This is a genomic window from Deltaproteobacteria bacterium, from assembly GCA_011375175.1.
GTDB lineage: Bacteria > Desulfobacterota > GWC2-55-46 > GWC2-55-46 > DRME01 > DRME01.
In genome coordinates this window covers 20235-46939 of sequence record DRME01000048.1, presented here as the reverse complement: position 1 = coordinate 46939, position 26705 = coordinate 20235, and the positions used below count along the sequence as shown (strand labels likewise).

The following is a 26705-nucleotide window of genomic DNA, read 5'->3' as shown; positions in this document are numbered from 1 at the left end:
CTGGGGGAAACTTTCTGTAGAAGGGCCATAGGCCCACGTTTCCCCCAGACCCCCTTCAAAGACTTTTAATTCCCTGCGGATTATCCCGATTTTGCTTGCAAAATCGGGATAATCCGCAGGGCGTTAAAAGTTTTTGGAGGGAGTCTGAGGGAACCTTTTTACAAAAAGGTTCCCTCAGTGTAATTAATCAGGACTTCCGGCATCGGTGGCGGCGCCGCATATGATGAAGACGGCTTCTTCGTCGCTGCGGTTGTCTATGCTCATCGAGTCGTCTTCGCCCATGTGGAAGCATTCGCCGGCGTTTATGGGGAAGGAGCCCTTGCCGGTCTGGAGGCTTATCGTCCCTTTCACGAGGTAGAATATCTCTTCGCGGCCCTTGCCCGGGGCCAGGGTATGCGGCGGGCCTCCAGGGTGGAGCCTGCCGTAGAGCAGGTAGAGGGCCGAGGCCCCCAGTTTGTCGGCGGCCAGGCGGCAGATGTCGTCACTCGATGCCTCGGTGAGCTGGGGCAGCTTGTAGATCTTCATGCCATAGATTCCATGGAGTCCTTGAAGTGCTCGAGGAAGTCCTCGGTCCCCGTGGGGCTTATCTCGATGACGCGCCTCTTCTTGTCGAGCCTTATCTCCACCTCGGCGCCGGGGATGAGCTCGAGGAAGCGCAGGTAGTCCTCGGGCAGCGCCACGCCTTCCTTCTTATCCCCTATCCTCACGATCTTCTCTTTCATGAGACGGAAGCTCCTCTGGGATGCCGCCCCCGGTCGTGCGGCACGATGGAATGGAGCCTCGGCGGCCCCTGTTAAGCCTCTCTCCCGGTCCCTGCCTCTTGTATGATAGATGCATCGATGGCGAGAGTCAAGGTGTTTCGCCTCGGCGCAGGGCGCCTTGACAAGAGGCCGTCGAGGCTTTATAGTCGAAGGAGGGGGGATGTTGCGGGACGGGTGGTCATGAGCGCTGAAAAGGGACCGGAAAAGAGGAAAAAGAGCGTACGGCAGCGTTTCTTCGTCTCCAGGGAACTGCAGCTCACCATCGCGCTGCTCGTCATAATGGCCATGCTGGGGGCCATCTTCCTCCAGTCGCTCTCCCGCGCCCTGGCCGCCTACTACGGGGTCCAGACTCCGGCCCTGGGGATATTCCTCATCCTCGGCTACATGGCCATCGTCGTCTTCCTGGCCGTCTTCTTCTCCCACAGGCTCATAGGGCCCTTCAAGCGGCTCGAGTACGAGATGAGGCTCATAAGCTCGGGAGAACTTACGAGGCGGCTTCATGTGCGCGGCAGGGACGACATCCATGTGCGCAACTTCGTGAGCAATCTCAATGCCTTCATCGAGCAGGCCGAAGAGATGAGCCGCTCCTTCAACGAGCTGCACGGCGCGCTGGCCGCGAGGCTTGCCATGCTGCAAAGGGAGCTCGCCAGGAAGGACTGCGATATGGAGTGCCTGAAAAGAGAGGTGAGCGAGATACAGGAGATGATCCACCGCTTCAGGGAGAAGTGGTAGGGCCGTGGCCGGTCCGGTTTTGCCGGCGCGACGGCGCGCTCTGAGGTCGCTTCTTACGGTCTCGGTCGCCGCCCTGGCCGTCTTCGCCGGGTTTTGGAGGGGCGGCGGGCCGGGGGGCGGGACGGAACCGCCGCCTTACGTCTTCACGGCCAGGGTGGCATGGGTCATCGACGGCGACACGGTGGAGCTCGATGACGGCCGCAGGCTCCGCTACGTGGGCATAGACACGCCGGAGCGGGACGAGCCCTTCTGCAACGCGGCAAGACGCGCCAACATCGAGCTCGTGGGGCGCGGCGAGGTGCTCGTCCAAGTCTGCCGCGACGAGCCGCGGGACAAGTACGGAAGGCTTCTGGGCTGGGTCTCTGTCGACGGTCTCGACGTGGGCGCCGAGCTGCTCGGCCGCGGCCTTGCGCGCACGCTCGTCATACCGCCCTGCGGGCTCGAACGGGCCGGCCGCTACGCCGCCGTCGAGAGCGGGGCGCGCAGCGCGGGGCTGGGACTGTGGGCCTCATCGGGCCGCTGAGAGGCGGAAGTCCGCGCTCACCGCGATGGAGGCGGAGAGGGGAGGAGGGGGCGCAAGCCCCGCAGGGCCGCCAGCCCGCAGGGCCGTCAGCCCCCGAAGAACCGCCGCGCGAAGTCCTCGCAGTCCGTTTCGACGACACCCGTGGCGGCGGCGTCCCTTTCGCAGAAGCGGCGCGCCGCCGAGCCGGCCGGCGAGCCGTCCCCGCACAGGGCGAAGGGCACGGGATCGGAGGTGTGGGTGCGCAGCCTCACCGGTGTGGGGTGGTCGGTTATGACGAGCAGCCTGAAGGCGCCGAACCGGCGAAGGCCCTCGCGCACCGCTCCGACGACGAGGCCGTCGAAGTCCTCGACGGCGCGCAGCTTGTCGTCGAGAGAGCCGTTGTGGCCCGCCTCGTCGGGGGCCTCCACGTGGACGCACACGAAGTCGCGCTCCTCGAGGCTTTCGAGGGCGTAGCGGGCCTTGGCCGAGTAGTCGGTGTCTATGTAGCCCGTGGCGCCGGGCACGTCTATGACCTCGAGTCCGGCGTAGACGCCGAGACCGTTCATGAGGTCCACGGCCGAGATGATCGAGCCGTCGACGCCGAAGAGCTCCTTCATCGTGGGAAACCTCGGGGCCCGGCCCTGGCCCCAGAGCCAGATGGAGTCGGCCGTAGCGAGGCCCCTTGCGCGGCGTTCCCTGTTGACCGGGTGGTCGCGCAGCACCTCGCGGGACCGCTCCATGAGCGAGCGGAGCTCGTCCGCCCCCTCGCCGCCGGGCAGGTGCCCCTCCACGGGACGGCCCGTTATGTCGTGGGGCGGGGTGGTCTCGAAGTCGACGGGGCCGTCGAGCCAGACGACGAGGTGGCGGTAGGACTTGCCCCTGTGGAAGCGGAACGGTCCCGCGGCGCCGGCGCCGAGGGCGCGGTCGAGGCTCTTTATGAGTGAATCGGCCTCGTCGGTCGTTATGTGGCCCGCGCTGTAGTCCTTCATGACCGTCCCGCCGGGACCTTCCCCGAGACTCACGAGGTTGCAGCGCAGGGCCGTGTCCGAGGGGCCGAGCCTTACCCCGATGCTCGCCGCCTCGAGCGGGGCCCGGCCCGTGTAGTAGCGGGCCGGACTGTAGCCGAGGATACTCATGTTGGCCACGTCGCTACCCGGCGGAAAGCCCCCGGGCACGGATCTGAAGAGCCCCAGTCTCCCGGACGAGGCCACGGCGTCCATGTTGGGCGTCTCGGCGTATTCGAGGACCGTCCTGCCGCCCAGCGCTTCGAGCGGCTCGTCGGCCATGCCGTCGCCTATCAGTATCACGTACTTCATCTCTCTGTATTTTCCATCCTTATAAGGAAGCTCTGATTCATTACTTACCTGGGGGAAACTTTCTGTAGAAGGGCCATAGGCCCACGCTTCCCCCAGACCCCCTTCAAAGACTTTTAATACGAGTTGGTTTCCCCCTGTTTTGCCAGGCAAAACAGGGGGAAACCAACTCGCGTTAAAAGTTTTTGGAGGGAGTCTGAGGGAACCTTTTTACAAAAAGGTTCCCTCAGAACCCCATGACCCTGAGGACCTCGTCGGCGCTGGGCGAGACCTTTACCGGCTTCACCGCCGAGTCGATGGCCGTGGCCGGGTCCTTGAGGCCGTGGCCCGTGAGGGTGCAGACCACGGTGTCGCCGTCGCTCACCACGCCTTCCTTCTTGAGCTTGATTAGTCCCGCAAGGCTCGCCGCCGAGGCGGGCTCGCAGAAGATGCCCTCGCGCGATGCGAGCAGCCTGTAGGCCTCGATGATCTGTTCGTCGCTCACCATGTCGATGATCCCTCCCGACTCGTCCCTCGCCGCCTCGGCCTCTTTCCAGCTCGCCGGATTGCCTATGCGTATGGCCGTGGCGATGGTCTGCGGGTCCTCGACCACGTGCCCCAGCACTATGGGGGCCGCGCCCTCGGCCTGGAAGCCCATCATCTTGGGCAGGCTCGATGTGATGTCCTTGTCCCTGTACTCCCTGTAGCCCTTCCAGTAGGCCGTTATGTTGCCGGCGTTGCCCACGGGGAGGAAGTGGAAGGTGGGGGGGTGTCCCAGGTGCTCGCAGACCTCGAAGGCCGCCGTCTTCTGCCCTTCTATCCTGTAGGGGTTGAGCGAGTTGACCATGGTGACCGGGTGGCTGCGCGTTATCTCCTTCACGATGTCGAGGGCGTCGTCGAAGCTCCCGCTCACCTCCATTACCACGGCCCCGTGGATCATGGCCTGCGAGAGCTTTCCCACGGCGATCCTCCCCTCTGGGACGAGCACGTAGGCCCTCATGCCCGCCTTGGCGGCGTAGGCGGCGGCCGAGGCCGAGGTGTTGCCCGTGGAGGCGCAGATGACGGCCTCCGAGCCCGCCTGCCTCGCCATGGAGACGGCCAGGGTCATGCCCCGGTCCTTGAACGAGCCCGTGGGGTTGAGGCCCTCGTACTTGAAGAGCAGCCTTATGTCGCCGACCATGTCCCCCAGGTTGTGGGACTCCACAAGCGGCGTGTTGCCCTCGCGCAGCGTCACCACCGCCTCGTCCGATATGTCGGGCAGAAAGCCCCTGAACTCCCTGATTACGCCTTCCCAGACGCCTTTCCTATCGAGATGCACCGAGGTTCTCCTCTATCCTGATATATGCCGGCCTGTCGCGCACCACGTCGAGCGTCTCTATCTCGGCGAGGGCGGCCCGCATCTGCCGTTCCTTTGCGTGGTGGGTCAGTATGACGAGCGGCACGGCCTCTCCAGCCTGGCGGCCCTTCTGTATGACCGAGGAGATGCTTATGTTGTGCGCGCCGAGCACGCCCGCTATGCGGGAGAGCACGCCGGGGCGGTCCAGCGCCGAGAAGCGCAGATACCACGGTATGTCGAGCTCGTCCATGGGCCTTACGGCCGCCTCCCTCACGGCTCCGTGCATGTACGACAGCGGCTCGAGGCGCCGGCCGACGCCGTTTCTCATGTTCCTTGCGATGTCCACCACGTCGGCGACGACGGCGCTCGCCGTGGGCATCATGCCCGCGCCGAGGCCGTAGAGCATGACCGGGCCCACGGCGTCGCCCTCTATGTGGACGGCGTTGAAGGCGCCGTCCACCGAGGCGAGCGGATGGGTCGCCGGTATCATCGTGGGATGGACCCTCGCCTCGATCTCCCCGTCCTCGCTCTTCGCTATGGCCAGGAGCTTGACCCTGTAGCCGAACTCGGCGGCGAACGCTATGTCCAGCGGCGTTATGCGCGATATGCCCTCGGTGTATATGGAGTCGAGCTCCACGTAGGTGCCGTAGGCGATGTTGATGAGGATTGCGAGCTTGTGGGCCGTGTCGATCCCCTCCACGTCGTAGGTGGGGTCGGCCTCGGCGTATCCCCTGGCCTGGGCCTCGGCGAGCACGTCCTCGAAGCGGCCGCCGTCGCTCGTCATGCGGCTCAGTATGTAATTGGCCGTACCGTTTATGATGCCGCAGATGCTCTCTACGTGATTGGCGGCAAGCCCCTCGCGAAGCGCCTTTATGACCGGTATGCCGCCGCCCACGCTCGCCTCGAAGCCGATGTCGAGCCCCATGGAGCGGGCCGTCTCGAATATCTCGCGGCCGTGGGTGGAGAGCAGCGCCTTGTTGGCCGTCACCACGTGCTTGCCCTTGGCCAGCGCCTCGACGATGAACTCCCGCGCCGCGCCGGTGCCGCCGATGAGCTCTATGACGATGGAGATGCCGGGGTCGTTTATCACCTCGGAGGGGTCGGCGGTGAGCAGCGCCGGGTCCACCTTGACGCCCCTGTCCCTCTCTACGTCCCTGTCGGCTATCTTCTTTAGCCTCAGCCTGCAGCCAAGCTTCTTCTCGATAACGTCGGCGTTCTCGGTCAGGACCCTGTAGACCCCGGTCCCGACCGTGCCGAACCCTATGAGACCCGCGTTTATCGTCTCCATGAGCGCCTTCCGTCGATACCTCCGGTATTTTCTTTCCCGGGCGGCGCTTCCCGCTTCGGCCCTCGTGGAGGCGGAGCGGGAAGCGCCGCCTCAGCCGACGCCGTCGAGCGTCTTCTTCACTCCCTTGGCGGCCTGCCTGATGCGCTGCTCGTTCTCCACCAGCGCAAGCCTTACGAACTCGTCGCCCTGGTCTCCGAAGCCCACGCCCGGCGAGACGGCCACCTTCCCCTTTGCCAGCAGCAGCTTCGAGAACTCGAGCGAGCCCATGCCGCGCAGCGGCTCCGGTATCCTCGCCCAGACGAACATGGTGGCCCTCGGTTTCTCGATCTCCCAGCCGGCCTTTCCGAAGCTGTCGATGAGCGCGTCGCGCCGGGACCTGTAGGTCTCGCATATGCCGCTCACACACTCCTGGGGGCCGTTGAGGGCGATGATGGCCGCTATCTGGATGGGCTGGAACATGCCGTAGTCGAGGTAGCTCTTGATCCTCGTGAGGGCCGCTATCATCCTGCGGTTTCCCACGGCGAACCCGACGCGCCAGCCCGGCATGTTGTAGCTCTTGGAGAGGGTGAAGAACTCCACGCCCACGTCCTTCGCGCCCGGCACCTGGAGGAAGCTCGGCGCCCTGTAGCCGTCGAAGACGATGTCCGCGTAGGCGAGGTCGTGGATCACCATCATCTCGTGTTCCTTTGCGAAGTCCACGACCTTCCTGAAGAAGTCGATCTCGACGACCTCGGTCGTCGGGTTGTGGGGGAAGTTCAGCACCAGGAGCTTTGGCCTGGGCCACATCTCCATCGTCGCCCGCTGGAGCTCGTCGAAGAAGTCCGAGCCCGGAAACAGCGGGATGCTGCGCAGGTCCCCGCCGGCTATGACGACCGAGTATGCGTGTATGGGGTAGGTCGGGTTGGGCACGAAGACCACGTCGCCGGGACCTATGACGGCGAGGGCCAGGTGGGCGAGCCCGTCCTTGGAGCCTATGGTGGCGACCGCCTCGGTCTCGGGATCGAGGTCCACGTCGTAGCGGCGCCTGTACCAGTCCGTTATGGCGAGCCTCAGCTTGTAGATGCCGCGCGAGGCCGAGTAGCGGTGGTTTCGCGGGTTGCGCGCCGCCTCGACGAGCTTGTCGACTATGTGGGGCGGCGTGGGCTGGTCGGGGTTGCCCATGCCGAGATCGATTATGTCCTCACCTCTTCTGCGCGCTTGTATCTTCAGCTCGTTTACGATGTTGAAGACATAGGGCGGAAGCCTCTTTATGCGATGAAATTCTTCCATTTATGTGCGGGGTGACCTCGTAAGTGTTCTATTCCCGGAAAACCTCTTGCGCCTCACGACGGCGCTCCGCCGGCGTACACCTCTTCGGCGTTGTAGGAGCTGCGAACGAAGGGACCGGAGTAGACGCGATGGATGCCTATCTCCCGGGCGTAGCGGCCGTATTCCTCGAAGAGCCGGGGCTCCACGTAGCGTGCCACCTCGATGTTGTCCCTCGCGGGGCGCAGGTACTGGCCGATGGTCACCATGGAGCATCCCGCGGCCTTCAGGTCGTCGAGGAGGCCCAGGACCTCCCGGACCGACTCGCCGAAGCCCACCATTATGCCCGACTTGACGGTGAGCCCGCGCGCCGCGGCCCGGCCGAGGACCTGGAGCGATCTTTCGTAGTCGGCCTGGGGCCTCACGAGCGGATAGAGGGAGCGGACCGTCTCGAGGTTGTGGTTGAAGATGTCGGGTCCCTCGTCGAGCACCACGTCGAGGGCGGCCCTGTCGCCGCCGAAGTCGGGGGTGAGCACCTCCACCAAAATGCCGGGAATCGTATCTCTTAAGGCCCTTATTGTCAAGGCGAATTGCTCTGCGCCGCCGAGCGGCAGGTCGTCGCGCGTGACGGACGTCACCACCACGTGCCGGAGTCCCAGTTCGCGGGCGGCCTCGGCTATGTTCCGCGGCTCGCCGGGGTCGGGCGGGGCGGGCCGGCCGCTTCCCTCGACGCTGCAGAACGAGCAGTTCCTCGTGCAGCGGTCTCCGAGGATCATGAACGTGGCCGTGGGCTTGGAGAAGCACTCGCCGATGTTGGGGCACCTCGCCTCCTCACATACCGTGTGGAGGTTGCGGCTTCTGAGCATGGCCTTCATGCGGTGAAGGCCGCTGCGGCGCCCCAGCGGCTTCCTGAGCCAGGGGGCGAGTCTTTTCCTGTCGGTATTGCTGGAGCGCGTCATGGGGCCGTGCCGGCAAGCTGAACCTTGAGCCGTTGAATTGAAATAGATGTGATCTTAACATCACGGAGGGCAAATTACAAGGAAACTCTGATTCATTGCACCGGGGGAAACTTTCTGTAGAAGGGCCATAGACCCACGTTTCCCCCGGACCCCCTTCATTACGCTGGGGGAAACTTTCTGTAGAAAGTTTCCCCCAGACCCCCTTCAAAGACTTTTAATACGAGTTGGTTTCCCCCTGTTTTGCCAGGCAAAACAGGGGGAAACCAACTCGCGTTAAAAGTTTTTGGAGGGAGTCTGAGGGAACCTTCTTACAAAAAGGTTCCCTCAGGGTAATTAATCAGAGCTTCCACAACAATAGACTTTCGCCGGCCGCCGCGCCGCAGAGCGGGCCGCGGGAAAAAAGACTTGACTATCCGGGCCGTTCCAATTAAGCTATAGTGCGCTCACGCAACACGCCGACTCTGACCGCTGGGGGATCGTCTAGCGGCAGGACTACGGGCTCTGAACCCGTCAACCCAGGTTCGAATCCTGGTCCCCCAGCCAAACTCCCCCCGGGCATCGGCGCCGCCGTCCCCGTCCTCCCCGTCCCGTCGGGCGCGGCAGCCGGACCGTCTCCCCCTTTTTACCGTCGTCCTTCGTTTCGATGCGCCACCGCCGTCGTCTCCCTGCCCCGCTGCGCCGCAGGGGGAGGTGAAACCCTCTTTACATGACCGGCAGCGGTTCCCCCATCACAAAGACGATAGCGGGCGGTCTCAATGTCTCAACAACGGCATTGACAAACGTCTTGCCATGAATTATAAATAGTTATCATAATTATACTTGCCTCAGTGCGCATTGTTGCTGTTTTCCGGCCTGCGGCTCCGGCGCGCGGGATGGTGCGCACGAGGGGGTGAAGCAGTCGCGGCGCGGGGCCGCGGGTTCACGGATGTGGCGTCGGCGGGGCGAAGTACGGTGAAAAAGCCCATAGTTCTCATAGTAGACGACGACAGGCATCTCAGGGAGGCGCTGGAGCTTCTTTTGGGGGATCACTACGAGACGGTCTCGGTCGACAACGGTCTTGAGGCCGTGGAGGTGGTGAAGAACCTTCCGGTCAACGTGGTCCTGATGGACATCAATCTGCCGAAGGTCGACGGCCTGAAGGCGCTGGACATGATAAAGGACGTGGACCCCGACGTAGGCGTGGTCATGCTCTCGGCGACCGACAGCGCCCAGAAGGCGGTGCAGGCGCTGCGTATGGGCGCATACGACTACATCACCAAGCCCTTCGAGGAGGCCGACCTGCTGGCCACCCTTCAGCGCTACACCGACGGCCAGACGCTTCGCCGCGAGATAGCGCTTCTGCGCGAGGAACTCCACAACAAGCTGGGCGACAAGCACTTCATCTGCCGTTCTCCGGCCATGAGGCGGGTGATGGACATGGTCGAGAAGGTGGGCAAGAGCTCGTCCAACGTCCTCATCACCGGCGAGAGCGGCACGGGAAAGGAGCTCGTGGCCAGGGCGATCCACAGCCTCGGCGACAGGCGGGAGAAGCCTTTTGTCGCCGTCAACTGCGGGGCCATACCGGGCGAGCTCATGGAGAGCGAGCTCTTCGGCCACGAGAAGGGCGCCTTCACCGGCGCCTACAAGCGCAAGATAGGCAAGCTCGAGTACGCCGACGGCGGCACGGTATTCCTCGACGAGATATCGAGCATGCCGCTAAAGCTCCAGGCCAAGCTCCTGCGCGTGCTTCAGGAGAAGAGTTTCGAGCGCGTGGGCAGCCTGGTGCCCATAAAGGTCGATATCAGGGTCATCGCGGCGACCAACACCGATCTCGAGCAGGCCGTGAAGCAGGGCGAGTTCCGCGACGACCTCTACTACAGGCTCAGGGTCATACCCATCGTGCTGCCGCCGCTGCGCGAGAGGCGCGAGGACATCCCGCTGCTTGCAAGCCACTTTCTCGACCGTTTCAGCAAGCGCTACAACAAGTCCATCCGCAGGATATCGCCCGACGCCCTGGACGTGCTGAGCGAGTACGGCTGGCCCGGCAACGTGCGCGAGCTCGAGAACCTCATGGAGCGCATAGTGGTGCTCGCCAGGGAGGGCTCGGAGATAACGACCGACGATCTGCCGGTGGAGATATTCTTCAAGGATGTCGAAGATGCAGGGGGGAGCGAGCCGCTGGACTTCAAGGGGGCCTGCCGCGCCTTCGAACGCCGCTACATCGTGGGCGTGCTGAAGAAGACCAACTGGAACCGCAGCGAGGCGGCAAGGGAGCTGAAGATACACAGGAACACGCTTCTCATGAAGATGAAGGAGCTCGACATAAAACGCTTCGAAGGCGGCCGCTGAGAGCCCTTCCTTCCGTCCCTTCCTCGATAAGCGTGTTTACAAATCCCGCCTCCCTGTGTTATATAATCCCGTGAAACCCCGACTCATTACCCTGGGGGAAACTTTCTGTAGAAAGTTTCCCCCAGACCCCCTTCAAAGACTTTCAATACGAGTTGGTTTCCCCCTGTTTTGCCAAGCAAAACAGGGGGAAACCAACTCGCGTTAAAAGTTTTTGGAGGGAGTCCGAGGGAACCGTGGGTCTATGACCCTTTTACAAAAAGGTTCCCTCAGTACAATAAATCAGAGTTTCCTTTTCAGGGGGGAGAGAGCCGAATGGCCGGACATTCCAAGTGGGCCAACATAAAGCACAAGAAGGCCCGCAGCGATGCGAAAAAGGGCAAGATATTCTCCAAGCTCGTAAAGGAGATCATGGTGGCCGCCAAGATGGGAGGGTCCGATCCCGCGTCCAATCCGAGGCTGCGCGCGGCCATAGACCGGGCGAAGTCGGAGAACCTGCCGGGCGAGAACATAGAGCGGGCCATAAAGAAGGGGGCCGGCGAGCTCGGCGACGTGAACTACGAGGAAGGCGTCTACGAGGGGTACGCTCCCGGCGGTGTCGCCGTCCTGGTGGCCTTCATGACTGACAACCGTAACCGCACGGCCTCGGAGGTGCGCCACGTCTTCTCCAAGGCCGGCGGACGTCTCGGCGAGAGCGGTTCGGTGGCCTGGATGTTCGACCACAGGGGACTCATAACCTTCGATATCGAGAGCGTCTCCGAAGAGCGTCTCATGGAGGCGGCCCTCGAGGCCGGGGCCGACGACGTGGTGAGAAACGACGAGGACGGTGTGTTCGAGGTCTACACCTCGCCGTCGGACTTCCACGACGTGAAGAAGGCCTTCGACGAGATGGGGCTGGAGTATACGATGGCCGAGCTCTCGATGATACCGAAGAACACGGTGCGCGTGGAAGGGAAGACGGCCGACCAGGTGCTGCGCCTGCTCGACGACCTCGAAGACCTCGACGACGTACAGAACGTGTACGCCAACTTCGACATACCGCCGGAGGCGCTGGACAGGGCCGTGTGAGCGTACTGAGGGAACCTTTTTGTAAAAAGGTTCCCTCAGACTCCCTCCAAAAACTTTTAACGCCCTGCGGTTTATCCCGATTTTGCTTGCAAAATCGGGATAAACCGCAGGGAATTAAAAGTCTTTGAAGGGGGTCTGGGGGAAACTTTCTACAGAAAGTTTCCCCTAGCGTAATTGAAGGGGGCGTCCTGCCCGCGGCGGTTGCCTCTGGGGAGGCTGTGCCGGGGGTTCGGTCCGCAAAGGCGTAAAAAATCCCGCCTGGCGCGGGCCGAACCCCCGGTACAGCCGAAGACCCGAATAACATACGATGGGTCCGGGGGAAACGTGGGCCTGAGGCCCTTCTACAGAAAGTTTCCCCCAGGGTAATTGATCGGAGCTTTTCCAAGAAGAAAGTAAGGGCTGTATGTGAGGGTACTGGGGGTGGATCCGGGGAGCAGGTCTACGGGCTACGGGGTGGTCGAGAGCGGTCCCGGAGGCGTGCTTGTTCACGTGGCGAGCGGTTCGGTGGCCGCCGTGTCGGGGGCGGCGGAGCCGGGAGGGGGGCTTCCGGCGCGGCTCTTTTCCATATGGGGGTCGCTCGGCGTGGTGATGGACGAGCACCGGCCCGACGCCGTATCGGTCGAGGGGCTCTTTTACGGGATGAACGTAAGGAGCGCGCTCGTGCTCGGGCACGCAAGGGGTGTTGTTCTCCTTTGCGCCGCCCAGCGCGGTCTGCCGGTCTTCGAGTACAGCCCCAGCGTTGTGAAGCAGTCGGTGGTCGGCTACGGCGGGGCGTCGAAACGTCAGGTTCAGAAGATGGTGACGAGGCTGCTGGGGTGCGCGGAGAAGCGGGGGGCCGACGCGGCCGACGCGCTGGCCGTCGCCATATGTCATATCCATCATGCCGGCACGGAGAGACGCCGCAGGGCGGCGTCTCCGGCCGTGCGGGGCTGAAGCGGGAAGCGGCCGTCCATGATCGCCCTTCTTACCGGAAAGGTCCTCGAAAAGTCTCCCCAGTCGGTGGTCATCGACGTGGGAGGGGTGGGCTACGAGGTCATCATTCCTCTTTCGACCTACTACGAGCTGCCCGACCCCGAGGGGACGGTGACGCTCAAGACCCAGGCGTACATGAAGGATGAGCGCATAGAGCTCTACGGTTTCCTGAGCGCCGAGGAGAAGCGCATATTCCAGTTGCTTCTCGGTGTGAGCGGGGTGGGGCCGCGGCTTGCGCGAAACATACTCTCCGGCATATCGACGGAGGCCTTTCTCGATTCGCTGGCCTCGCGGAACGCCGAGAGGCTCCGGCGGATACCTGGGGTGGGGGCCAAGACGGCCGAGAGGCTCGTGCTCGAGCTGAAGGACAAGGCGGCCGAGTTGAGGGCCGAGTCCGCCGGGGGCGGGGAGGCTCCGGCCGAGGGGGTCGAGGTGGATGCGGTCTCGGCGCTCGTAAACCTCGGCTACAAGGCGGCCCAGGCCGAGAAGGCGGTTAAGAAGGCGTCGGATGCCGCGCCCGGAGCGGATTTTGAAGGACTCTTCAAGGAGGCGTTGAGGCTTCTGGCCTCGTGAAGCGCGGCGGAGCGCGAAAGGCGGATACCATGAGGGAGCGCCACACCGACCCGGCAAGGCTCGAGGGCGAGGAGAAGATCGACGCCACCCTGAGGCCGCGGCTTCTCGACGAGTACATAGGCCAGGAGCGGATAAAGGAGAACCTGCGCGTCTTCATAGAGGCGGCCCGCGGCCGCGGCGAGTCGCTGGACCACGTGCTCTTTTACGGTCCTCCAGGGCTTGGCAAGACGACGCTTGCGTCGATCACGGCCAACGAGATGGGGGCGCAGATGCGGGCCACGTCGGGACCGGCGCTGGAGAAGTCGGGGGACCTGGCGGCCATACTGACGAATCTCGAGGAAGGCGACGTCCTCTTCATCGACGAGATACACCGTCTGCCGACGGTGGTGGAGGAGATACTCTACCCGGCGATGGAGGACTTCCAGATAGACATAATCATCGGCCAGGGTCCCTCGGCCCGGACGGTGAAGCTCGATCTCCCCCGTTTCACCCTCATAGGCGCCACGACGAGGGCGGGTCTTCTCTCCTCGCCCCTCCGCGACCGTTTCGGCGTCATCCAGCGTTTCGAGTTCTATTCGGCCGAGGAGCTTCGTACGATTGTGGAGCGGTCGGCCTCCATACTGGGTCTCGAGGTGAGCCGCGACGGAGCGCTCGAGGTGGCCCGCCGCTCGCGGGGAACGCCGAGGATAGCCAACAGGCTGCTGCGCCGGGTGCGCGATTTCGCCGAGGTGAAGGCCGACGGCGTAATAACGGCCGAGGTGGCCGACCTGGCCCTCAACATGCTCGAGATAGACACGCTCGGCCTGGACAAGATGGACCGGCGCATAATGCTGGCCATAATAGACAAGTTCGGCGGCGGCCCCGTCGGTGTCGAGAGCCTGGCCGCCTCGCTCCACGAGGAGAAGGACGCCATCGAGGACCTCTACGAGCCTTTTCTGCTTCAGCAGGGCTTCATAAAGCGCACGCCCAGGGGCAGGGTGGCCACGCCGGCCGCCTACGGCCACCTCGGGAGGGTCCTGCCCGAGCAGGGGCCCGGCCAGGGCAGACTCTTCTGACGCGCCGGAGAGGCCGTTTTTTTCCATAGAGGCTGTAAGCGCCATGAAACGCGTGCTCGTACATATGTGCTGCGGCCCCTGCTCAATCTACCCCGTCAAGAAGATGCTCGAGGGCGAGGCCGAGGTGACGGGCTACTTCCACAATCCCAACATCCATCCGGAGAGCGAGTTCCGCCGCAGGCTCGACGCGGTGAAGAGACTCGCCATGCTCATGAGGCTCGACATCCTCTGCGACGAGGAGTACAGGCCCGAGGAGTTCGTGGCCGAGGTGGTCGGGCCGCATGCCCGCGACTCCCGCCATCCGCCCTTCGGCGAGAGGTGCCGCCGCTGCTACGCACTGCGGCTCGAGGCCACGGCCCGGCTGGCCTCGAGCCGCGGCTTCGACGCCTTCACGAGCTCGCTGCTCTACAGCCGCTACCAGGACCACGAGGCCGTGAGGGCCGAGGGGGAGAGGGCGGCTCGTGTCCACGGCGTGGAGTTCCTCTACCGCGACTTCAGGGAGGGCTGGCGGGAGGGGGTGGAGAAGTCGAAGGAGTACGGCCTGTACCGGCAGAAGTACTGCGGCTGCATATACAGCAGGTTCGAGAGATACGGCATCACCGGCTCGCAGTGAGGGCGCGGGCCGCGGCCGGGACTGTGACCACCGCGCCGGGAAGAGCTTCCATGCCTCAGGGAGGGTGTCATGGCCGACAAGCGTATGCACAGGCTCAGAAGGATGTTGATGGATCGCAAGCGCCGCATGTGGAACGACCTGCGCGACGACGTCTTCAGGAAGCTGGGCAAGGAGTACAACGCCCAGTTCGACAACCCCCATGACTTCGAGGAGCTGGCCCTCATGGACCTTGTGGAGGATACGGGGCTCATCATCGCCGATGCGCGCCGGCGCGAGCTCGAGCAGCTCGACGCGGCCATAACGAGGCTCGACGAGGGGGCCTACGGGATATGCGAGGAGTGCGGCGAGGAGATACCGGAGGAGAGGCTCAAGGCCGTGCCCTACGCTACGCTCTGCGTAAAGTGCCTGGACAAGCGGGAGAAGGGGGCGTGAGGGGCGGCGGCGGGCCGGGAGGAGGAGCGGCCGCCCGGTGATCGCACGGCGTCCTTCCTATATCGGGCTCTACGAGAGCGGCGAGCTCCACGAGCGCATCCGGGCGCTCCGCGACCTCGTGAGGCGCTGCCGCATCTGTCCGCACCGCTGCGGCGCGGCAAGGCTCGAGGGCGAGAAGGGCCTCTGCCGCACGGGCCCGGGGGCCGTGGTCTCGTCCTTCACCCCCCACTTCGGCGAGGAAGCGCCCCTCGTGGGCCGCTACGGAAGCGGCGCGATCTTCATGACGGGCTGCAACCTGCGCTGTGTCTTCTGCCAGAACTACGACATAAGCCATATGTGCGACGGCGACGAGGTCGAGAGCGAGGGCCTCGTCTCCATGATGCTCGCGCTCCAGCGCCGGGGCTGCCACAACATAAACTTCGTCACGCCGACCCACCAGACGTACCGGATAGTGGAGAGCCTGCCCAGGGCCGTAGAGCTGGGCCTTGAAATACCGCTCGTCTACAACTGCGGCGGCTACGAGTCCGTGGAGACGCTGCGCCTTCTCGAAGGGATATTCGATATATACATGCCGGACCTGAAGTACGGCGACAACGCCGCGGCCCTGAGCCTCTCCGGTGCGGCGGACTATGTGGAGCGTTCACGGGAGGCGGTGGCGGAGATGCACCGCCAGGTCGGCGACCTCGAGGTCGGCGGCGACGGCGTGGCTCGCCGGGGACTAATAATCCGTCATCTCGTCCTGCCCGGAGGGTTGGCCGGCACGAGGGCGGTCATGGAGTTCGTCGCCTCGAGAGTCTCTCCCCGAAGCTACGTCAACATAATGGACCAGTACAGACCGTGCTACATGGCCGAAGAAAGGCCGCCGCTCGACCGCCCGGTAAGGGACGACGAGTACGGGGCCGCGCTCGAGGCGGCACGGGAGGCGGGTATCGTCAGGCTCGCCACCGGGGAACCCCTGTAGACAGGCGCCGGCCGGGTCGCCCGGTCCGCAAAGGCGTAAAAGAACCCCGCCTGGCGCGGACCGGGCGACCCGGCCGGCGCCTTGTCCGTAAAGGGGCGATGTTAAGGAAACTCTGATTTGTTGCACTGAGGGAACCGTGGGGCTATGGCCCACGGTTCCCCCAGCGTAATTGAAGGGGGCGTCCTGCCCGCGCCGGTTGCCTCGGGGAGGCTGTACCGGGGGTTCGGCCCGCGCCAGGCGGGGTTTTTACGCCTTTGCGGCCCGAACCCCCCGGTACAGCCGAAGATCCGAATAACATACGATGGGTCTGGGGGAAACGTGGCCCTATGGCCCTTCTACAGAAAGTTTCCCCCAGGGTAATTAATCGGAGCTTCCTTAAATACGCCGAGGCTTCCGCAGGAATGAAGAGGACGGAGATAAAGACGACGCGGCAGCTTTCGGCCGGAGGCGTTGTCTTCAGGCGCGCCGGCGGGGGGGTGGAGGTGGCGCTCGTCTCGGTCAAGGGCGGCCGGGTGTGGACGCTGCCCAAGGGGCTTGTGGAGGAGGGGGAGAACATCGCCCGCACGGCCCACCGGGAGGTGAGGGAGGAGGCGGGACTGGAGGGGCGCATAGTGGCCAGGATCGCTCCCATACACTACTTCTACTCGGCGAGGGACGAGGAGGGGACGAGACGCTTCCTCAAGATCGTCTACTTCTTCCTCATGGAGTATACGGGGGGCGACGTGGCCGACCATGACGAGGAAGTGGTCGAGTGCCGGTGGTTCCCCGTCGACGAGGCAGAGGAGGCGCTCTCCTACGACGACGAGCGCGAGGTCCTGAGAAAGGCCCGGCGCATGCTCGCCGAGCGGGGCGTGCTCTGATCTTCCGGGGGAACCATGCCCTTGCGCCGGAAATCTCGCCGGATGGGGCGGCTCCGGGCCTCCTTGACTCTTGTACTCCGGGCCTTTTTGATGTATTTTAGGAGGGCCGGGGCAAGAACCGGAGAGGAAGGCGCACGGGGGTTTTGAGTCGGTGAAGATCAGCGAAGAGACGGTCCGTGACCACGGGCTCACGGCCGGGGAGTACGGGAAGATAGTCGAGGTCCTGGGCCGCGAGCCCAACCTCGTGGAGCTGGGCATATTCTCGGTCATGTGGAGCGAGCACTGCTCGTACAAGTCGTCGAGGGTGCACCTGCGGAACTTTCCGACCGAGGCTCCCCATGTAATCCAGGGTCCCGGCGAGAACGCCGGGGTGGTGGACATAGGCGGGGGCCTGGCCGTGGTCTTCAAGATGGAGAGCCATAACCATCCGTCCTTCATAGAGCCCTACCAGGGCGCCGCCACCGGCGTGGGCGGCATACTGCGCGACATATTCACCATGGGCGCAAGGCCCGTGGCCTCGCTCAACTCGCTGCGTTTCGGCTCGACGGAGAACCCGAGGACCAGGTACCTCTTCGAGGGGGTGGTGGCCGGCATAGCGGGCTACGGCAACTGCATGGGCGTGCCCACCGTGGGCGGCGAGGTCTCTTTCCACGAGAGCTACGACGGCAACTGCCTGGTCAACGCCATGACGGTCGGCGTTGCGAAGAGGGACGCCATATTCCTCGGCAGGGCCGCGGGTCCGGGCAATCCCGTCATATACGTGGGCTCCAAGACGGGCCGCGACGGCATCCACGGCGCCGTCATGGCGAGCGACGTCTTCGGCGAGGGGGGCGAGGAGCGCCGTCCCACGGTCCAGGTGGGCGACCCCTTCACGGAAAAGCTCCTGCTCGAGGCGTGCCTCGAGGCCTTCAGGACCGATTACATCGTCGGCATCCAGGACATGGGGGCCGCGGGGCTCACGTCGTCGAGCGTTGAGATGGCCTCGCGCGGAGGCGCGGGCATCGAGATCGACGTCTCGCGCGTGCCGAGGCGCGAGGAGGGGATGAACGCCTACGAGGTCATGCTCTCGGAGAGCCAGGAGCGGATGCTCATCGTTGCGCGCCGGGGCTGCGAAGGCCCTCTCATGGAGATATTCAGGAAGTGGGACCTCGAGGCGGCCGTCATAGGCGAGGTGACCGATACGGGCCGCGTCGTGGTGCGCGACGGCGGGAACGTGGAGGCCGACATCCCGGTCGACGCCCTCACCGATGCGGCGCCGGTCTACGACAGGCCCGCCGCGCGGCCCCCCTCGCACGACGGGGCCGCCAGGCTCGATACGGCGGGGCTGCCGGTTCCCGACGACCTCGGCGCCGCGCTCGTCACGCTCATGGGCTCGCTCAACATTGCGAGCAAGCGCTGGGTCTACCGCCAGTACGATCACACGGTCCGCACCGACACGGTCGTCTCTCCGGGCTCGGACGCAGCCGTGCTGAGGATAAAGGGCACGAAGAAGGGCCTGGCCCTCACCGTGGACTGCAACTCGCGCTACTGCTACCTCGACCCCTACAGGGGCGGGGCCGCCGCCGTCGTCGAGGCCGCGAGGAACCTCGCCGTCAGCGGCGCAAGGGCGCTGGCCGTGACCGACTGTCTCAACTTCGGCAACCCCGAGCGCCCGGAGGTGATGTGGCAGTTCAGGGAGTCCATACGGGGCATGAGCGACGCCTGCAGGGCCCTCGGCGTGCCGGTGGTGAGCGGAAACGTGAGTTTCTACAACGAGACTTCGGGCCGCTCGGTCTATCCGACGCCGACTGTGGGCATGGTGGGCCTTCTCGACGACGTGGAGAGCCGCACCGTCCAGTGGTTCTCCCGCGAGGGCGACGTCATCGTCCTTCTCGGCGACGCCGAGCCGACGCTCGGCGCAAGCGAGTACCTGAAGGTCGTCCACGGCGTCGACGCCGGGATGCCGCCCGGGCCCGACCTCGAGGGCGAGCGTTCGCTCCACGCCCTCTGCGTCGAGGCCGCGGCACTGCGCCTTCTGCGCTCGGCCCACGACCTCTCGGACGGAGGGCTCGCCGTGGCCCTCGCCGAGGCCTGCATGAGTCCCGGCGGCCCCCTGGGCGCCGTCGTCGAGATCGACGGCGGCTCCATGCGTCCCGACGCCCTCCTCTTCGGCGAGGGCCACGGCCGCGTCGTGGCGAGCGCGGCTCCCGGCGACGTGGAGTCGCTGCGCGGGCTCTGCGCCCGCGCGGGCGTGCCGTTCACGGTGATAGGCCGCGTGGGCGGCGACAGGCTCAGGATAAACGACCTCGTCGACGTCGCGGTGAAGGATGTGGAGAAGGCCTGGAGCGGAGCCGTCGAAGCCTTTGCCGGAAGATAGGGCGGCCCAAGGCACTCTCTTCGGACCGGCCTTTGCCGGGACGGCGGGTATGGGAGGTTTCCGGTTGATGGACGACAGGTTTCACGACGAGTGCGGCGTCTTCGGCGTCTACGGACACCCGGAGGCGGCCAACCTCGCCTACCTGGGGCTCTACGCCCTCCAGCACAGGGGGCAGGAGAGCTCCGGCATAGCCTCCTCCGACGGTGAGAAGCTCCACTCCCACAAGGGCATGGGGCTCGTGGCCGACACCTTCACGGCCGACGTCCTCTCGGAGCTCAAGGGGTCCATGGCCATAGGCCACGTGAGGTATTCGACCTCCGGCGATTCGCACATAAGGAACGCCCAGCCCTTCGTCGTCGAGTACTCGAGGGGAGGGCTCGCCATCGCCCACAACGGCAACCTCGTGAACGCCATGCGCGTGAGGGCCGAGCTCGAGGCCTACGGCTCCATCTTCCAGTCCAACATGGACACGGAGGTCATAGTCCACCTCATAGCCGCCCGCCGCGAAAACACCCTTGTGGAGAGGCTCGCGGCGGCGCTCGAGCAGGTGAGGGGGGCGTACTCGCTCCTGGTGCTCACCGAGAAGAACCTGGTCGCCGTGCGCGACCCCAACGGCTTCCGACCCCTTGCGCTGGGCAGGCTCAGGGACGCCTGGGTCGTCGCCTCCGAGACCTGCGCCTTCGACCTCATCGAGGCCCGCTACGTAAGGGATATCGAGCCCGGCGAGGTGCTGCTCATAAACGAGAGCGGACTTAAGTCCTTCAAGCCCTTCGCCGGGGCCGGCTACACGCCCTGCGTCTTCGAGTTCATCTACTTCGCAAGGCCCGACAGCACCATATTCGGCGCCAACGTCTACGCCGTGAGAAAACGGTTCGGCCGGATGCTGGCCCGCGAACACCCGGTAGAGGCCGACATCGTGGTGCCCGTCCCGGACTCCGGTGTGGCCGCCGCCATCGGCTACGCCGAGCAGAGCGGGCTGCCCTTCGAAAAGGGGCTTACGCGCAACCACTACGTGGGCAGGACCTTCATCGAGCCCAAGGACTCGATACGCCACTTCGGCGTAAAGATAAAGCTCAACGCCATAGGCGACATCATAAGGGGCAAGCGCGTGGTGGTCGTCGACGACTCCATCGTGCGCGGGACGACGAGCCGCAAGATCATAAAGATGATACGCGAGGCGGGCGCAAGGGAGATACACATGCGCATAAGCTCGCCTCCCACCATCTGCTCATGCCACTACGGCATAGACACGCCCACGCGCGACGAGCTCATAGCGGCCCGCAAGAGCATCGACGAGATCAACGCCTTCATCACCTCCGACACCCTCGGCTACCTCAGTGTCGAGGGCATGTACGCCGCCGTGGCCGGGGCGGGATCGAGTTTTTGCGACGCATGTTTCACCGGTGACTACCCGGTCGAATGCATGGAGCCGGGACCGCCGCAACTAACGCTCTTCAAGTAGGCGTCCCTGCGGCGGCAGAGCTCCGGCAACACCCTTCTTGCGCAGGGGGAAACGGGGATGACAATGCGAACTTTTTTCCGCCCGTCGTCTGAGGCGGCCGCGGCGGCGCTGCGCAGGCGCTCGGCCGCCGCGCTGCTTGCCGCGGTGCTTGCGGGCTGCGCCGCGCTCGGCGGCGGCGGGGAGCCGACCTACTTCGAGACGCTCTCGGCCTGGACCAAGGGGCGCAAGATATACGAGGAGCTCGAGTCGCGTCTCTACATATACGCCACCTACAAGAGCCCGGCCTTCAGGCGGGCCTACGTGGACGAGTACGCCCGGCGCTTCCTCCTCGACGACGACCTCAAGGCCGTCATGGTTCAGCGCGAGCTGGAGGCGGCCGAGAGGAGCAACGAGTTCCTCGTCTCGGCCTTCACGCCCGATGAGAGGTGGAACGACTTCGACCGCCGCGACTCCATCTGGCGGCTCTACCTCGACGACGGCTCGGCCAGGGTGGAGCCGATAGAGATAAGGCGCCTTGACGGAGGCAACCCCCTTCTCACCGAGCTCTTCCCTTACATAGACCCCTGGAGCGTTGTCTACCTCGTGCGCTTTCCGAGGTACGGTCCCGCCGGCGAGGGGCCGATCCCGGGCAAGGGGGCGGCGGCGCTCAAACTCATCGTCGCCGGGGCCAAGGGGGGCGGCGAACTGCTGTGGACGCTCAAGGAGGGAGAATGAAGACGGGGCTCTCGATGGTGTTTGTGCCGCTTTTGGCGGCGTTGACACTCGCGGCGGCCCACGCCGCCGCGGAGGTCGGCAAGATTAGGGCCATGAGCGGCGAGGTATCGCTTCTTTCACGCGGCGCCGAGCGCTGGCGGCCCGCGCAGCGCGGCGCGCCGGTGGCCGAGGGCGACAGGGTGAGGACCGGCGAGCGCGGCCGCGTCATGCTGCAGTTCGGCGACGGCTCCACACTCATGGTCGGCAACTCGAGCGAGATCGAGGTGACCCGCTTTGTCGTGGACAGGAGGAAGAAGGAGCGCACCGGGCTCTTTTCGCTCCTCACGGGCAAGCTACGCGCCGTCGTGGCCGGCTACTTCGGCACCTCCGACGTGCGGGTGCGCACCCGAACGAGCACGGCCGGCGTGAAGGGCACGGACTTCGTCGTCATGAACGAAGGCGACGCCAACGTCCTCTTCGGAACCGAGGGCGAAGTCGAGGTCTCCGGCGACGACGGCGGCTCCGTCGTTCTCACCGGGGGCGCCATGACGGAGAACACCAGGGGGATCGCCCCCATAACTCCGGTGGAGGTGGAGCGCGGCACGGCCCTCGACGAGGTGAGAGAGACGCTTCTGGCCGTGACCGACGTGGACGCGCCCGTTGAGTGGGAGCAGGCCGGAAGGCTCGCCGACATCATGGCCCGGTGGAACATAAACTACGGCCACTACCTCGCCGACAGCGGCCGCTACGACGGGGGGCTGCGGGTCTTCCGCATAGCCGTGGACATGGCGTCCGAGCCCGCCATAAAGGCCGAGGCCCACCTTGCGCGCGGAACCGTCTACTCCCGCTACCTCGGCGACAGGGACAAGGCCATGGCCGAATACATGACGGTCGTCAACGACTACCCCGAGCTTCCCCACGTTGAGACGGCCCTCTACTCGGCGGGCCTCATCGAGATGGATGCAGGCAACGACGCCGAGGCGCTCGAACTCTTCCGGCGCTACCTGAGGGACTATCCAGATGGCCGCCACGGCGAGACCATAAAACTCTTCATCAGGGAGCTCGAGAAGCGGTGAGGGCCGCCGGGTCCCAGACCGCCGCCTTCGCCGCCATAGGCGCCGCGGCAGCCGTCTTCGGACTCTTCTTCTACTGGTACAAGCCCGTCTTCATAGCGGCCGTCGACATGGAGGCGGCCGACGCCTTCTTCAAGCTGCGGGGCGAGAGCGAGCCGCCGGCACGGGTCGTCATCGTGGCCGTCGACGAGAGGAGCATAAACGAACTCGGGCGCTGGCCCTGGCCCCGTACCGTCACGGCCGAGCTCGTCAGGGCGCTCGTCCCGGCCCGCGTGGCGGCCTTCGACATGGTCTTTTCCGAGCCCACCGACCCGGAAGACGACGCCGAACTCGGCGCGGCCGTCGAAGGAGCGGGCAACGTGGTGCTGGGCTTCTTCTTCCGCGAGGACTCGACCGAAGAGCCCTCCCCCGAGGCCCTCGAGCTCATTTCCCGTTCGGCCGTCAGGCACATAAGGACCATCGACGGCGGCACGGACGCCGTGCCGTGGATCGGATTCCCCGGCGCCGAGCTCAACATACCGGCCGTCGCCGCCGGAGCGGCCGGATTCGGAACCTTCAACATCCTTGCGCAGGCCGACGGCTACTACCGCTCGGCACACCTCCTCTATCGCTACAGGGACGCCGTCTACCCCTCCCTCGCCGTCGAGGCCCTGCGCCTCTATCTCGGCGGAGACCTCGTGGTCCACACGGCCCCCTACGGCATAGACTCCATCTCCATAGGCGACCGCGTCGCCCCCCTCGACGAGGAAGGGGCACTCACTCTCAACTTCTACGGCCCCGGCGGCGCCTTCACCACCTACTCGGCCGTCGACGTCATAGAGGGCCGCGTCGGCGCCGAAGAACTGGCCGACAGGCTCGTCTTCGTCGGCGTCACCGAAAAAGCGGTCTACGACATAAGGAACACGCCCGTGGACCCCGTCTTTCCGGGGGTCGAGATCCACGCCACCGTGGCCGGAAACGTCCTCCAGGGCCGCTACATAGTGCGCGACTCCGGCGTGGTGCTCATCGACCTCCTCGTCATAGTGCTCCTGCCGGTCCTCTTCGCCCTTCTCCTGTCGAGGGCCCCCAACACGACCGTAAGCCTCGCGCTCTTCGTCGTCGCCTTCGCGGCGGTCGTGGCCGTCAACTTCCACCTCTTCTCGACCTACTCCCTTCGCACGAGCATGGTCTTCCAGGCGCTCCCGCTCATCGCCTGCTACCTCGCCACCGAGGCGTACCGCAACCTGGTCGTCGAGCGCAAGAGCCGTTTCATCCGCAGGGCCTTCTCCACCTACGTCTCGCCGCAACTGCTGAGCGAGATACTCAGGGACCCGGAAAAACTCAAGCTCGGCGGAGAAAAGCGCGACGTCACCGTACTCTTCTCCGACATCAGGGGCTTCACCTCCCTCTCCGAGCGCCTCAAACCCGACGAGCTCGTCGCCCTGCTCAACGCCTACCTCAGCCCCATGACGCGCATCGTACTCGACGAGGAAGGCATGCTCGACAAGTACATAGGTGACGCCGTCATGGCCATCTTCAACGCCCCCGTTCCCGTAAAGGACCACCAGCTGCGCGCCTGCAACGCGGCCGTCTCCATGGTGGAGAAACTCGCCGAACTCAACGCCGCGTGGAAGCGCCAGGGCCTGCCGGAGCTCGACATCGGCATCGGCGTCAACTGCGGCGAGGCTGTCGTCGGAAACATGGGCGCCGAGCTCAAGTTCGACTACACGGCCATAGGCGATGCCGTCAACCTCGCCTCCCGTCTCGAAGGCATGAACAAGCTCTACGGCACCCGCATACTCATAAGCGACTCCGTCCACGCCGCCGTGAACGACCGCTTCCTCGCGCGGGAGATCGACCTCGTGCGGGTCAAGGGCAAGGCGCGGCCCTGTACCGTATATGAACTAATGGACCGCGGCGGCGGAGCCGAGCACAAGCGGGCGCTCGCCCGCCTCTTCGCCGAGGCCCTCGAGCTCTACCGCGCCCGCTGCTTCGACGACGCCCGCGAGGCCTTCGCCGCCGTCGTCGAGCGCTTCCCCGGCGACGGTCCCTCGCTCCTGTACATGGACCGCTGCGATCAGTACCGGAAAAAACCGCCTCCCGCCGACTGGGACGGCGTCTTCACGGCAACCACCAAATAACTTACTTTCTTTTTTGGAAAAAAAGAAAGTAAGCAAAGAAAAAACCGTATATCTTGTTGGGCTTGTGAGCGTCGTGGTGACACGAAGCGGCCGCTGGCCCTGTCTCCCGTGGCTGCTTTCTTGAGGGAAAGAAGAAAGCAGGCAAAGGAAAAAAGTGTAGATATTGTTGGGCTTGTGAGCGTCGCAGTGGCGCGAAGCGGCCGCTGTCCCCGTCTCCCGTGGCTGCTTTCTTGAGGGAAAGAAGAGAGCAGGCAGTTGAAGGGTGTTTTTTTCCTCTGGAGGTCGAAGGTGGAGGCATTGAAAGTTTTTGAAGGGGTCCGGGGAAACTTTTTTCAAAAAGTTTCCCCGGCGCGGCGGCTCGCCGAGGCCGCGGCGGCTGTCCTTCTTTTGGCCGCCGCCGTGCGGGCCGACACGCTCGTGCTCGAGGGCGGGATGCGCACGACCGTGGAGGTCACGCAGGAGCGCACCTTCGCCGTGCCCGGCGGCGGGCTAAGAAAGCTCGTCTTCCGCTTCGCCAACCCCGCGTCCTTCGACAGCCGCACCGTCAGGCAGCGCACCGGGGACTACAGGCTCGACTTCAGTCCCAGGCCCCTGAGCGTCGAGACCGAGACGGACCGTTTCGGCAACTCCTTCACCGTCGCCACCTGGCGCGACGTGAAGGGCGAGGTGCGCGTGACCGGTCGTTTCATGACGGAGCTTCGCATCGGGCTCGCCCCCCTATCGAGCTCGGCTCCCTTTCCGCTCGACGCGGCCCGCATCCCCGCCGATGTAAGGACCTTTCTCGCGCCTACGAAACTCGTACAGAGCGATGCCGAAGAGATAGGCGCTCTCGCCCGAAGGCTCACCGACGGCGCCGGGAGCGAGGAGGCCGCCGTCATGGCGCTTCTCAACTGGGTGGTCGACAACATCCGCTACAAGACCCCCATACCGGCCTACGACGCCCTCTGGACGCTGCGCAAGGGCCACGGCAACTGCCAGAACTTTTCGCACCTCTCCATGGCGCTCCTGCGCTCCGTGGGCGTTCCCGCCCGCATGGTGGGGGGGCTCTCCCTCGGAAAGACATGGAAGGTGCCGCTCGAAAAGGGCTCGCTCGTTCAGAGCATAGGGCAGGGGGGCCACGCCTGGATAGAGGTCTGGTACCCGGACCTCGGCTGGCTCGCCTACGACACCCAGCAGAGTCACCTCTTCGTGAGCCCGCGCCACATAAAGCAGACCGTGGGACTGGACTCCATGGACATAAACGACTCCTGGCGGGCCTCGCCCGTGCTCCCTCCCTTCAGCGAGGAGGTCTCGGCCGACTACAGGAGCGACACGATAGAGATAAGCCTAAAGAAGAGGACCGCTTCTCCCGATAGCTACATTGTGACCACCGAGCTCGAGGCCGCCGCCGGCGGTCCGGCCGAAAGGCCGCGGCCCCGCCGCAGGCCGCCTGCGGTGAAGCGGCCAAAGCGGCCCGCGGGAACGCCCGTCGAGTTCGGCAACATGGACTTTCCGTCGCTCCTGGACCTCTACGTGAAGCTCAAGGACTCGGAGACGGGATACAGAACGCTCGACAAGGAGACGGCCGAGTACCTCACAAAGGACCACTCGCTGGCCCAGGCCTTCGAGATCGAAGAGCCCATCCTGCTCGACAGGGTCTCGCTTGCGCTCCACAAGTTCGGCGGCCGGCTCGGAAGCCTGTGGATCGACATAGTCGAGGACGACGGCGGAAAGCCCGGACTTCAGGGCGTGCGAAGCTATCCGCTGAGCCTCGACACCGTTTCATACTACGGCGGCTACAAGTGGTTCGACTTCACCTTCGCCAAGGACCCCTCGGAGCGTCCGCTGCTCGGGCCGGGGAGGTACTGGATAATACCGAGGCGCAGCGAGGACGCCATCGTGAACTGGTTCTACATACCGGGCAACCCCTACGGCACGGCCGACGATACGCGCTCCACCACGAGGGGGCTCGACTGGTCCGACGTGCTCAACTACGACTTCAACTTCAGGGTGAGCGGCGTGACGGCGGCGCCGTAGAAGACGTGCCG

Annotated in this window: 24 protein-coding genes and 1 tRNA gene; 18 read left to right on the top strand and 7 right to left on the bottom strand. The window is 64.8% G+C overall.

The window, feature by feature from the left end:
* Positions 1 to 183: 183 nt before the first annotated feature.
* Positions 184 to 525 carry a hypothetical protein gene (locus ENJ37_03620; GenBank protein ID HHL39575.1) on the bottom strand — a complete coding sequence of 114 codons (342 nt, stop codon included), beginning with the start codon at positions 523 to 525 and terminating at the stop codon, positions 184 to 186.
* Positions 522 to 722: a hypothetical protein gene (locus tag ENJ37_03615; protein ID HHL39574.1), complete on the bottom strand. Its 201-nt coding sequence runs from the start codon at positions 720 to 722 to the stop codon at positions 522 to 524. Before ENJ37_03615 ends, ENJ37_03620 begins: the two co-directional genes overlap by 4 nt.
* 117 nt (positions 723 to 839) lie before the next feature.
* On the opposite strand from ENJ37_03615, the gene ENJ37_03610 reads away from it, so the two are divergent.
* Complete coding sequence (locus tag ENJ37_03610) at positions 840 to 1493, top strand: methyl-accepting chemotaxis protein (GenBank protein HHL39573.1); 654 nt, start codon at positions 840 to 842, stop codon at positions 1491 to 1493.
* A 4-nt stretch (positions 1494 to 1497) separates the two neighbouring features.
* The gene (locus tag ENJ37_03605) at positions 1498 to 2016 is read left to right on the top strand and encodes a thermonuclease (GenBank protein HHL39572.1); all 519 of its coding nucleotides are present in this window, start codon (positions 1498 to 1500) and stop codon (positions 2014 to 2016) included.
* A gap of 86 nt (positions 2017 to 2102) precedes the next feature.
* On the opposite strand, the gene ENJ37_03600 is transcribed toward ENJ37_03605, so the two are convergent.
* The 5 genes from ENJ37_03600 to lipA all read right to left on the bottom strand — a co-directional run bounded on the left by ENJ37_03600 (position 2103) and on the right by lipA (position 8115).
* Positions 2103 to 3311, bottom strand: coding sequence for a cofactor-independent phosphoglycerate mutase (locus ENJ37_03600; GenBank protein HHL39571.1), 1209 nt, complete (start codon positions 3309 to 3311; stop codon positions 2103 to 2105).
* A gap of 223 nt (positions 3312 to 3534) precedes the next feature.
* Positions 3535 to 4605, bottom strand: coding sequence for a threonine synthase (locus ENJ37_03595; protein ID HHL39570.1), 1071 nt, complete (start codon positions 4603 to 4605; stop codon positions 3535 to 3537).
* Complete coding sequence (locus tag ENJ37_03590) at positions 4592 to 5911, bottom strand: homoserine dehydrogenase (protein HHL39569.1); 1320 nt, start codon at positions 5909 to 5911, stop codon at positions 4592 to 4594. The genes ENJ37_03595 and ENJ37_03590 overlap by 14 nt, the downstream gene beginning before the upstream one ends.
* 90 nt (positions 5912 to 6001) lie before the next feature.
* Complete coding sequence (locus tag ENJ37_03585) at positions 6002 to 7180, bottom strand: alanine transaminase (protein HHL39568.1); 1179 nt, start codon at positions 7178 to 7180, stop codon at positions 6002 to 6004.
* A 53-nt stretch (positions 7181 to 7233) separates the two neighbouring features.
* Entirely contained in the window at positions 7234 to 8115 is an 882-nt protein-coding gene (gene lipA / locus ENJ37_03580; GenBank protein ID HHL39567.1) for a lipoyl synthase, read from the bottom strand.
* Between the two features lie 469 nt (positions 8116 to 8584).
* Here lipA and ENJ37_03575 point away from each other — a divergent pair.
* The 16 genes from ENJ37_03575 to ENJ37_03500 all read left to right on the top strand — a co-directional run bounded on the left by ENJ37_03575 (position 8585) and on the right by ENJ37_03500 (position 26694).
* A tRNA-Gln gene (locus ENJ37_03575) sits at positions 8585 to 8658 on the top strand.
* Between the two features lie 420 nt (positions 8659 to 9078).
* The gene (locus ENJ37_03570; GenBank protein ID HHL39566.1) at positions 9079 to 10443 is read left to right on the top strand and encodes a sigma-54-dependent Fis family transcriptional regulator; all 1365 of its coding nucleotides are present in this window, start codon (positions 9079 to 9081) and stop codon (positions 10441 to 10443) included.
* A gap of 312 nt (positions 10444 to 10755) precedes the next feature.
* Positions 10756 to 11508 carry a YebC/PmpR family DNA-binding transcriptional regulator gene (locus ENJ37_03565; protein HHL39565.1) on the top strand — a complete coding sequence of 251 codons (753 nt, stop codon included), beginning with the start codon at positions 10756 to 10758 and terminating at the stop codon, positions 11506 to 11508.
* A gap of 405 nt (positions 11509 to 11913) precedes the next feature.
* Positions 11914 to 12441 (top strand): crossover junction endodeoxyribonuclease RuvC, encoded by a 528-nt coding sequence (ruvC, locus tag ENJ37_03560; protein HHL39564.1) that lies wholly within the window; start codon positions 11914 to 11916, stop codon positions 12439 to 12441.
* Positions 12442 to 12459: 18 nt separating this feature from the next.
* A complete protein-coding gene (gene ruvA / locus ENJ37_03555; protein HHL39563.1) occupies positions 12460 to 13053 on the top strand; it encodes a Holliday junction branch migration protein RuvA in 594 nt (197 codons plus the stop codon).
* 29 nt (positions 13054 to 13082) lie between these two features.
* Positions 13083 to 14108, top strand: coding sequence for a Holliday junction branch migration DNA helicase RuvB (gene ruvB / locus ENJ37_03550; protein ID HHL39562.1), 1026 nt, complete (start codon positions 13083 to 13085; stop codon positions 14106 to 14108).
* Between the two features lie 43 nt (positions 14109 to 14151).
* On the top strand, positions 14152 to 14721 hold the full coding sequence (locus ENJ37_03545; GenBank protein HHL39561.1) for an epoxyqueuosine reductase QueH: 570 nt from the start codon (positions 14152 to 14154) through the stop codon (positions 14719 to 14721).
* Positions 14722 to 14805: 84 nt separating this feature from the next.
* A complete protein-coding gene (locus ENJ37_03540) occupies positions 14806 to 15153 on the top strand; it encodes a TraR/DksA family transcriptional regulator (protein ID HHL39560.1) in 348 nt (115 codons plus the stop codon).
* Positions 15154 to 15190: 37 nt separating this feature from the next.
* Positions 15191 to 16114 (top strand): radical SAM protein, encoded by a 924-nt coding sequence (locus ENJ37_03535; GenBank protein ID HHL39559.1) that lies wholly within the window; start codon positions 15191 to 15193, stop codon positions 16112 to 16114.
* A 401-nt stretch (positions 16115 to 16515) separates the two neighbouring features.
* Complete coding sequence (locus ENJ37_03530) at positions 16516 to 16974, top strand: NUDIX hydrolase (GenBank protein HHL39558.1); 459 nt, start codon at positions 16516 to 16518, stop codon at positions 16972 to 16974.
* 151 nt (positions 16975 to 17125) lie between these two features.
* Positions 17126 to 19330 (top strand): phosphoribosylformylglycinamidine synthase subunit PurL, encoded by a 2205-nt coding sequence (gene purL / locus ENJ37_03525; GenBank protein ID HHL39557.1) that lies wholly within the window; start codon positions 17126 to 17128, stop codon positions 19328 to 19330.
* Between the two features lie 67 nt (positions 19331 to 19397).
* The gene (locus tag ENJ37_03520) at positions 19398 to 20792 is read left to right on the top strand and encodes an amidophosphoribosyltransferase (protein ID HHL39556.1); all 1395 of its coding nucleotides are present in this window, start codon (positions 19398 to 19400) and stop codon (positions 20790 to 20792) included.
* A gap of 63 nt (positions 20793 to 20855) precedes the next feature.
* A complete protein-coding gene (locus ENJ37_03515) occupies positions 20856 to 21506 on the top strand; it encodes a hypothetical protein (GenBank protein ID HHL39555.1) in 651 nt (216 codons plus the stop codon).
* Positions 21503 to 22561 (top strand): tetratricopeptide repeat protein, encoded by a 1059-nt coding sequence (locus ENJ37_03510; GenBank protein ID HHL39554.1) that lies wholly within the window; start codon positions 21503 to 21505, stop codon positions 22559 to 22561. The genes ENJ37_03515 and ENJ37_03510 overlap by 4 nt, the downstream gene beginning before the upstream one ends.
* Positions 22558 to 24678 (top strand): adenylate/guanylate cyclase domain-containing protein, encoded by a 2121-nt coding sequence (locus ENJ37_03505; GenBank protein HHL39553.1) that lies wholly within the window; start codon positions 22558 to 22560, stop codon positions 24676 to 24678. The genes ENJ37_03510 and ENJ37_03505 overlap by 4 nt, the downstream gene beginning before the upstream one ends.
* 387 nt (positions 24679 to 25065) lie before the next feature.
* A complete protein-coding gene (locus tag ENJ37_03500) occupies positions 25066 to 26694 on the top strand; it encodes a transglutaminase domain-containing protein (protein ID HHL39552.1) in 1629 nt (542 codons plus the stop codon).
* Positions 26695 to 26705 lie beyond the last annotated feature (11 nt).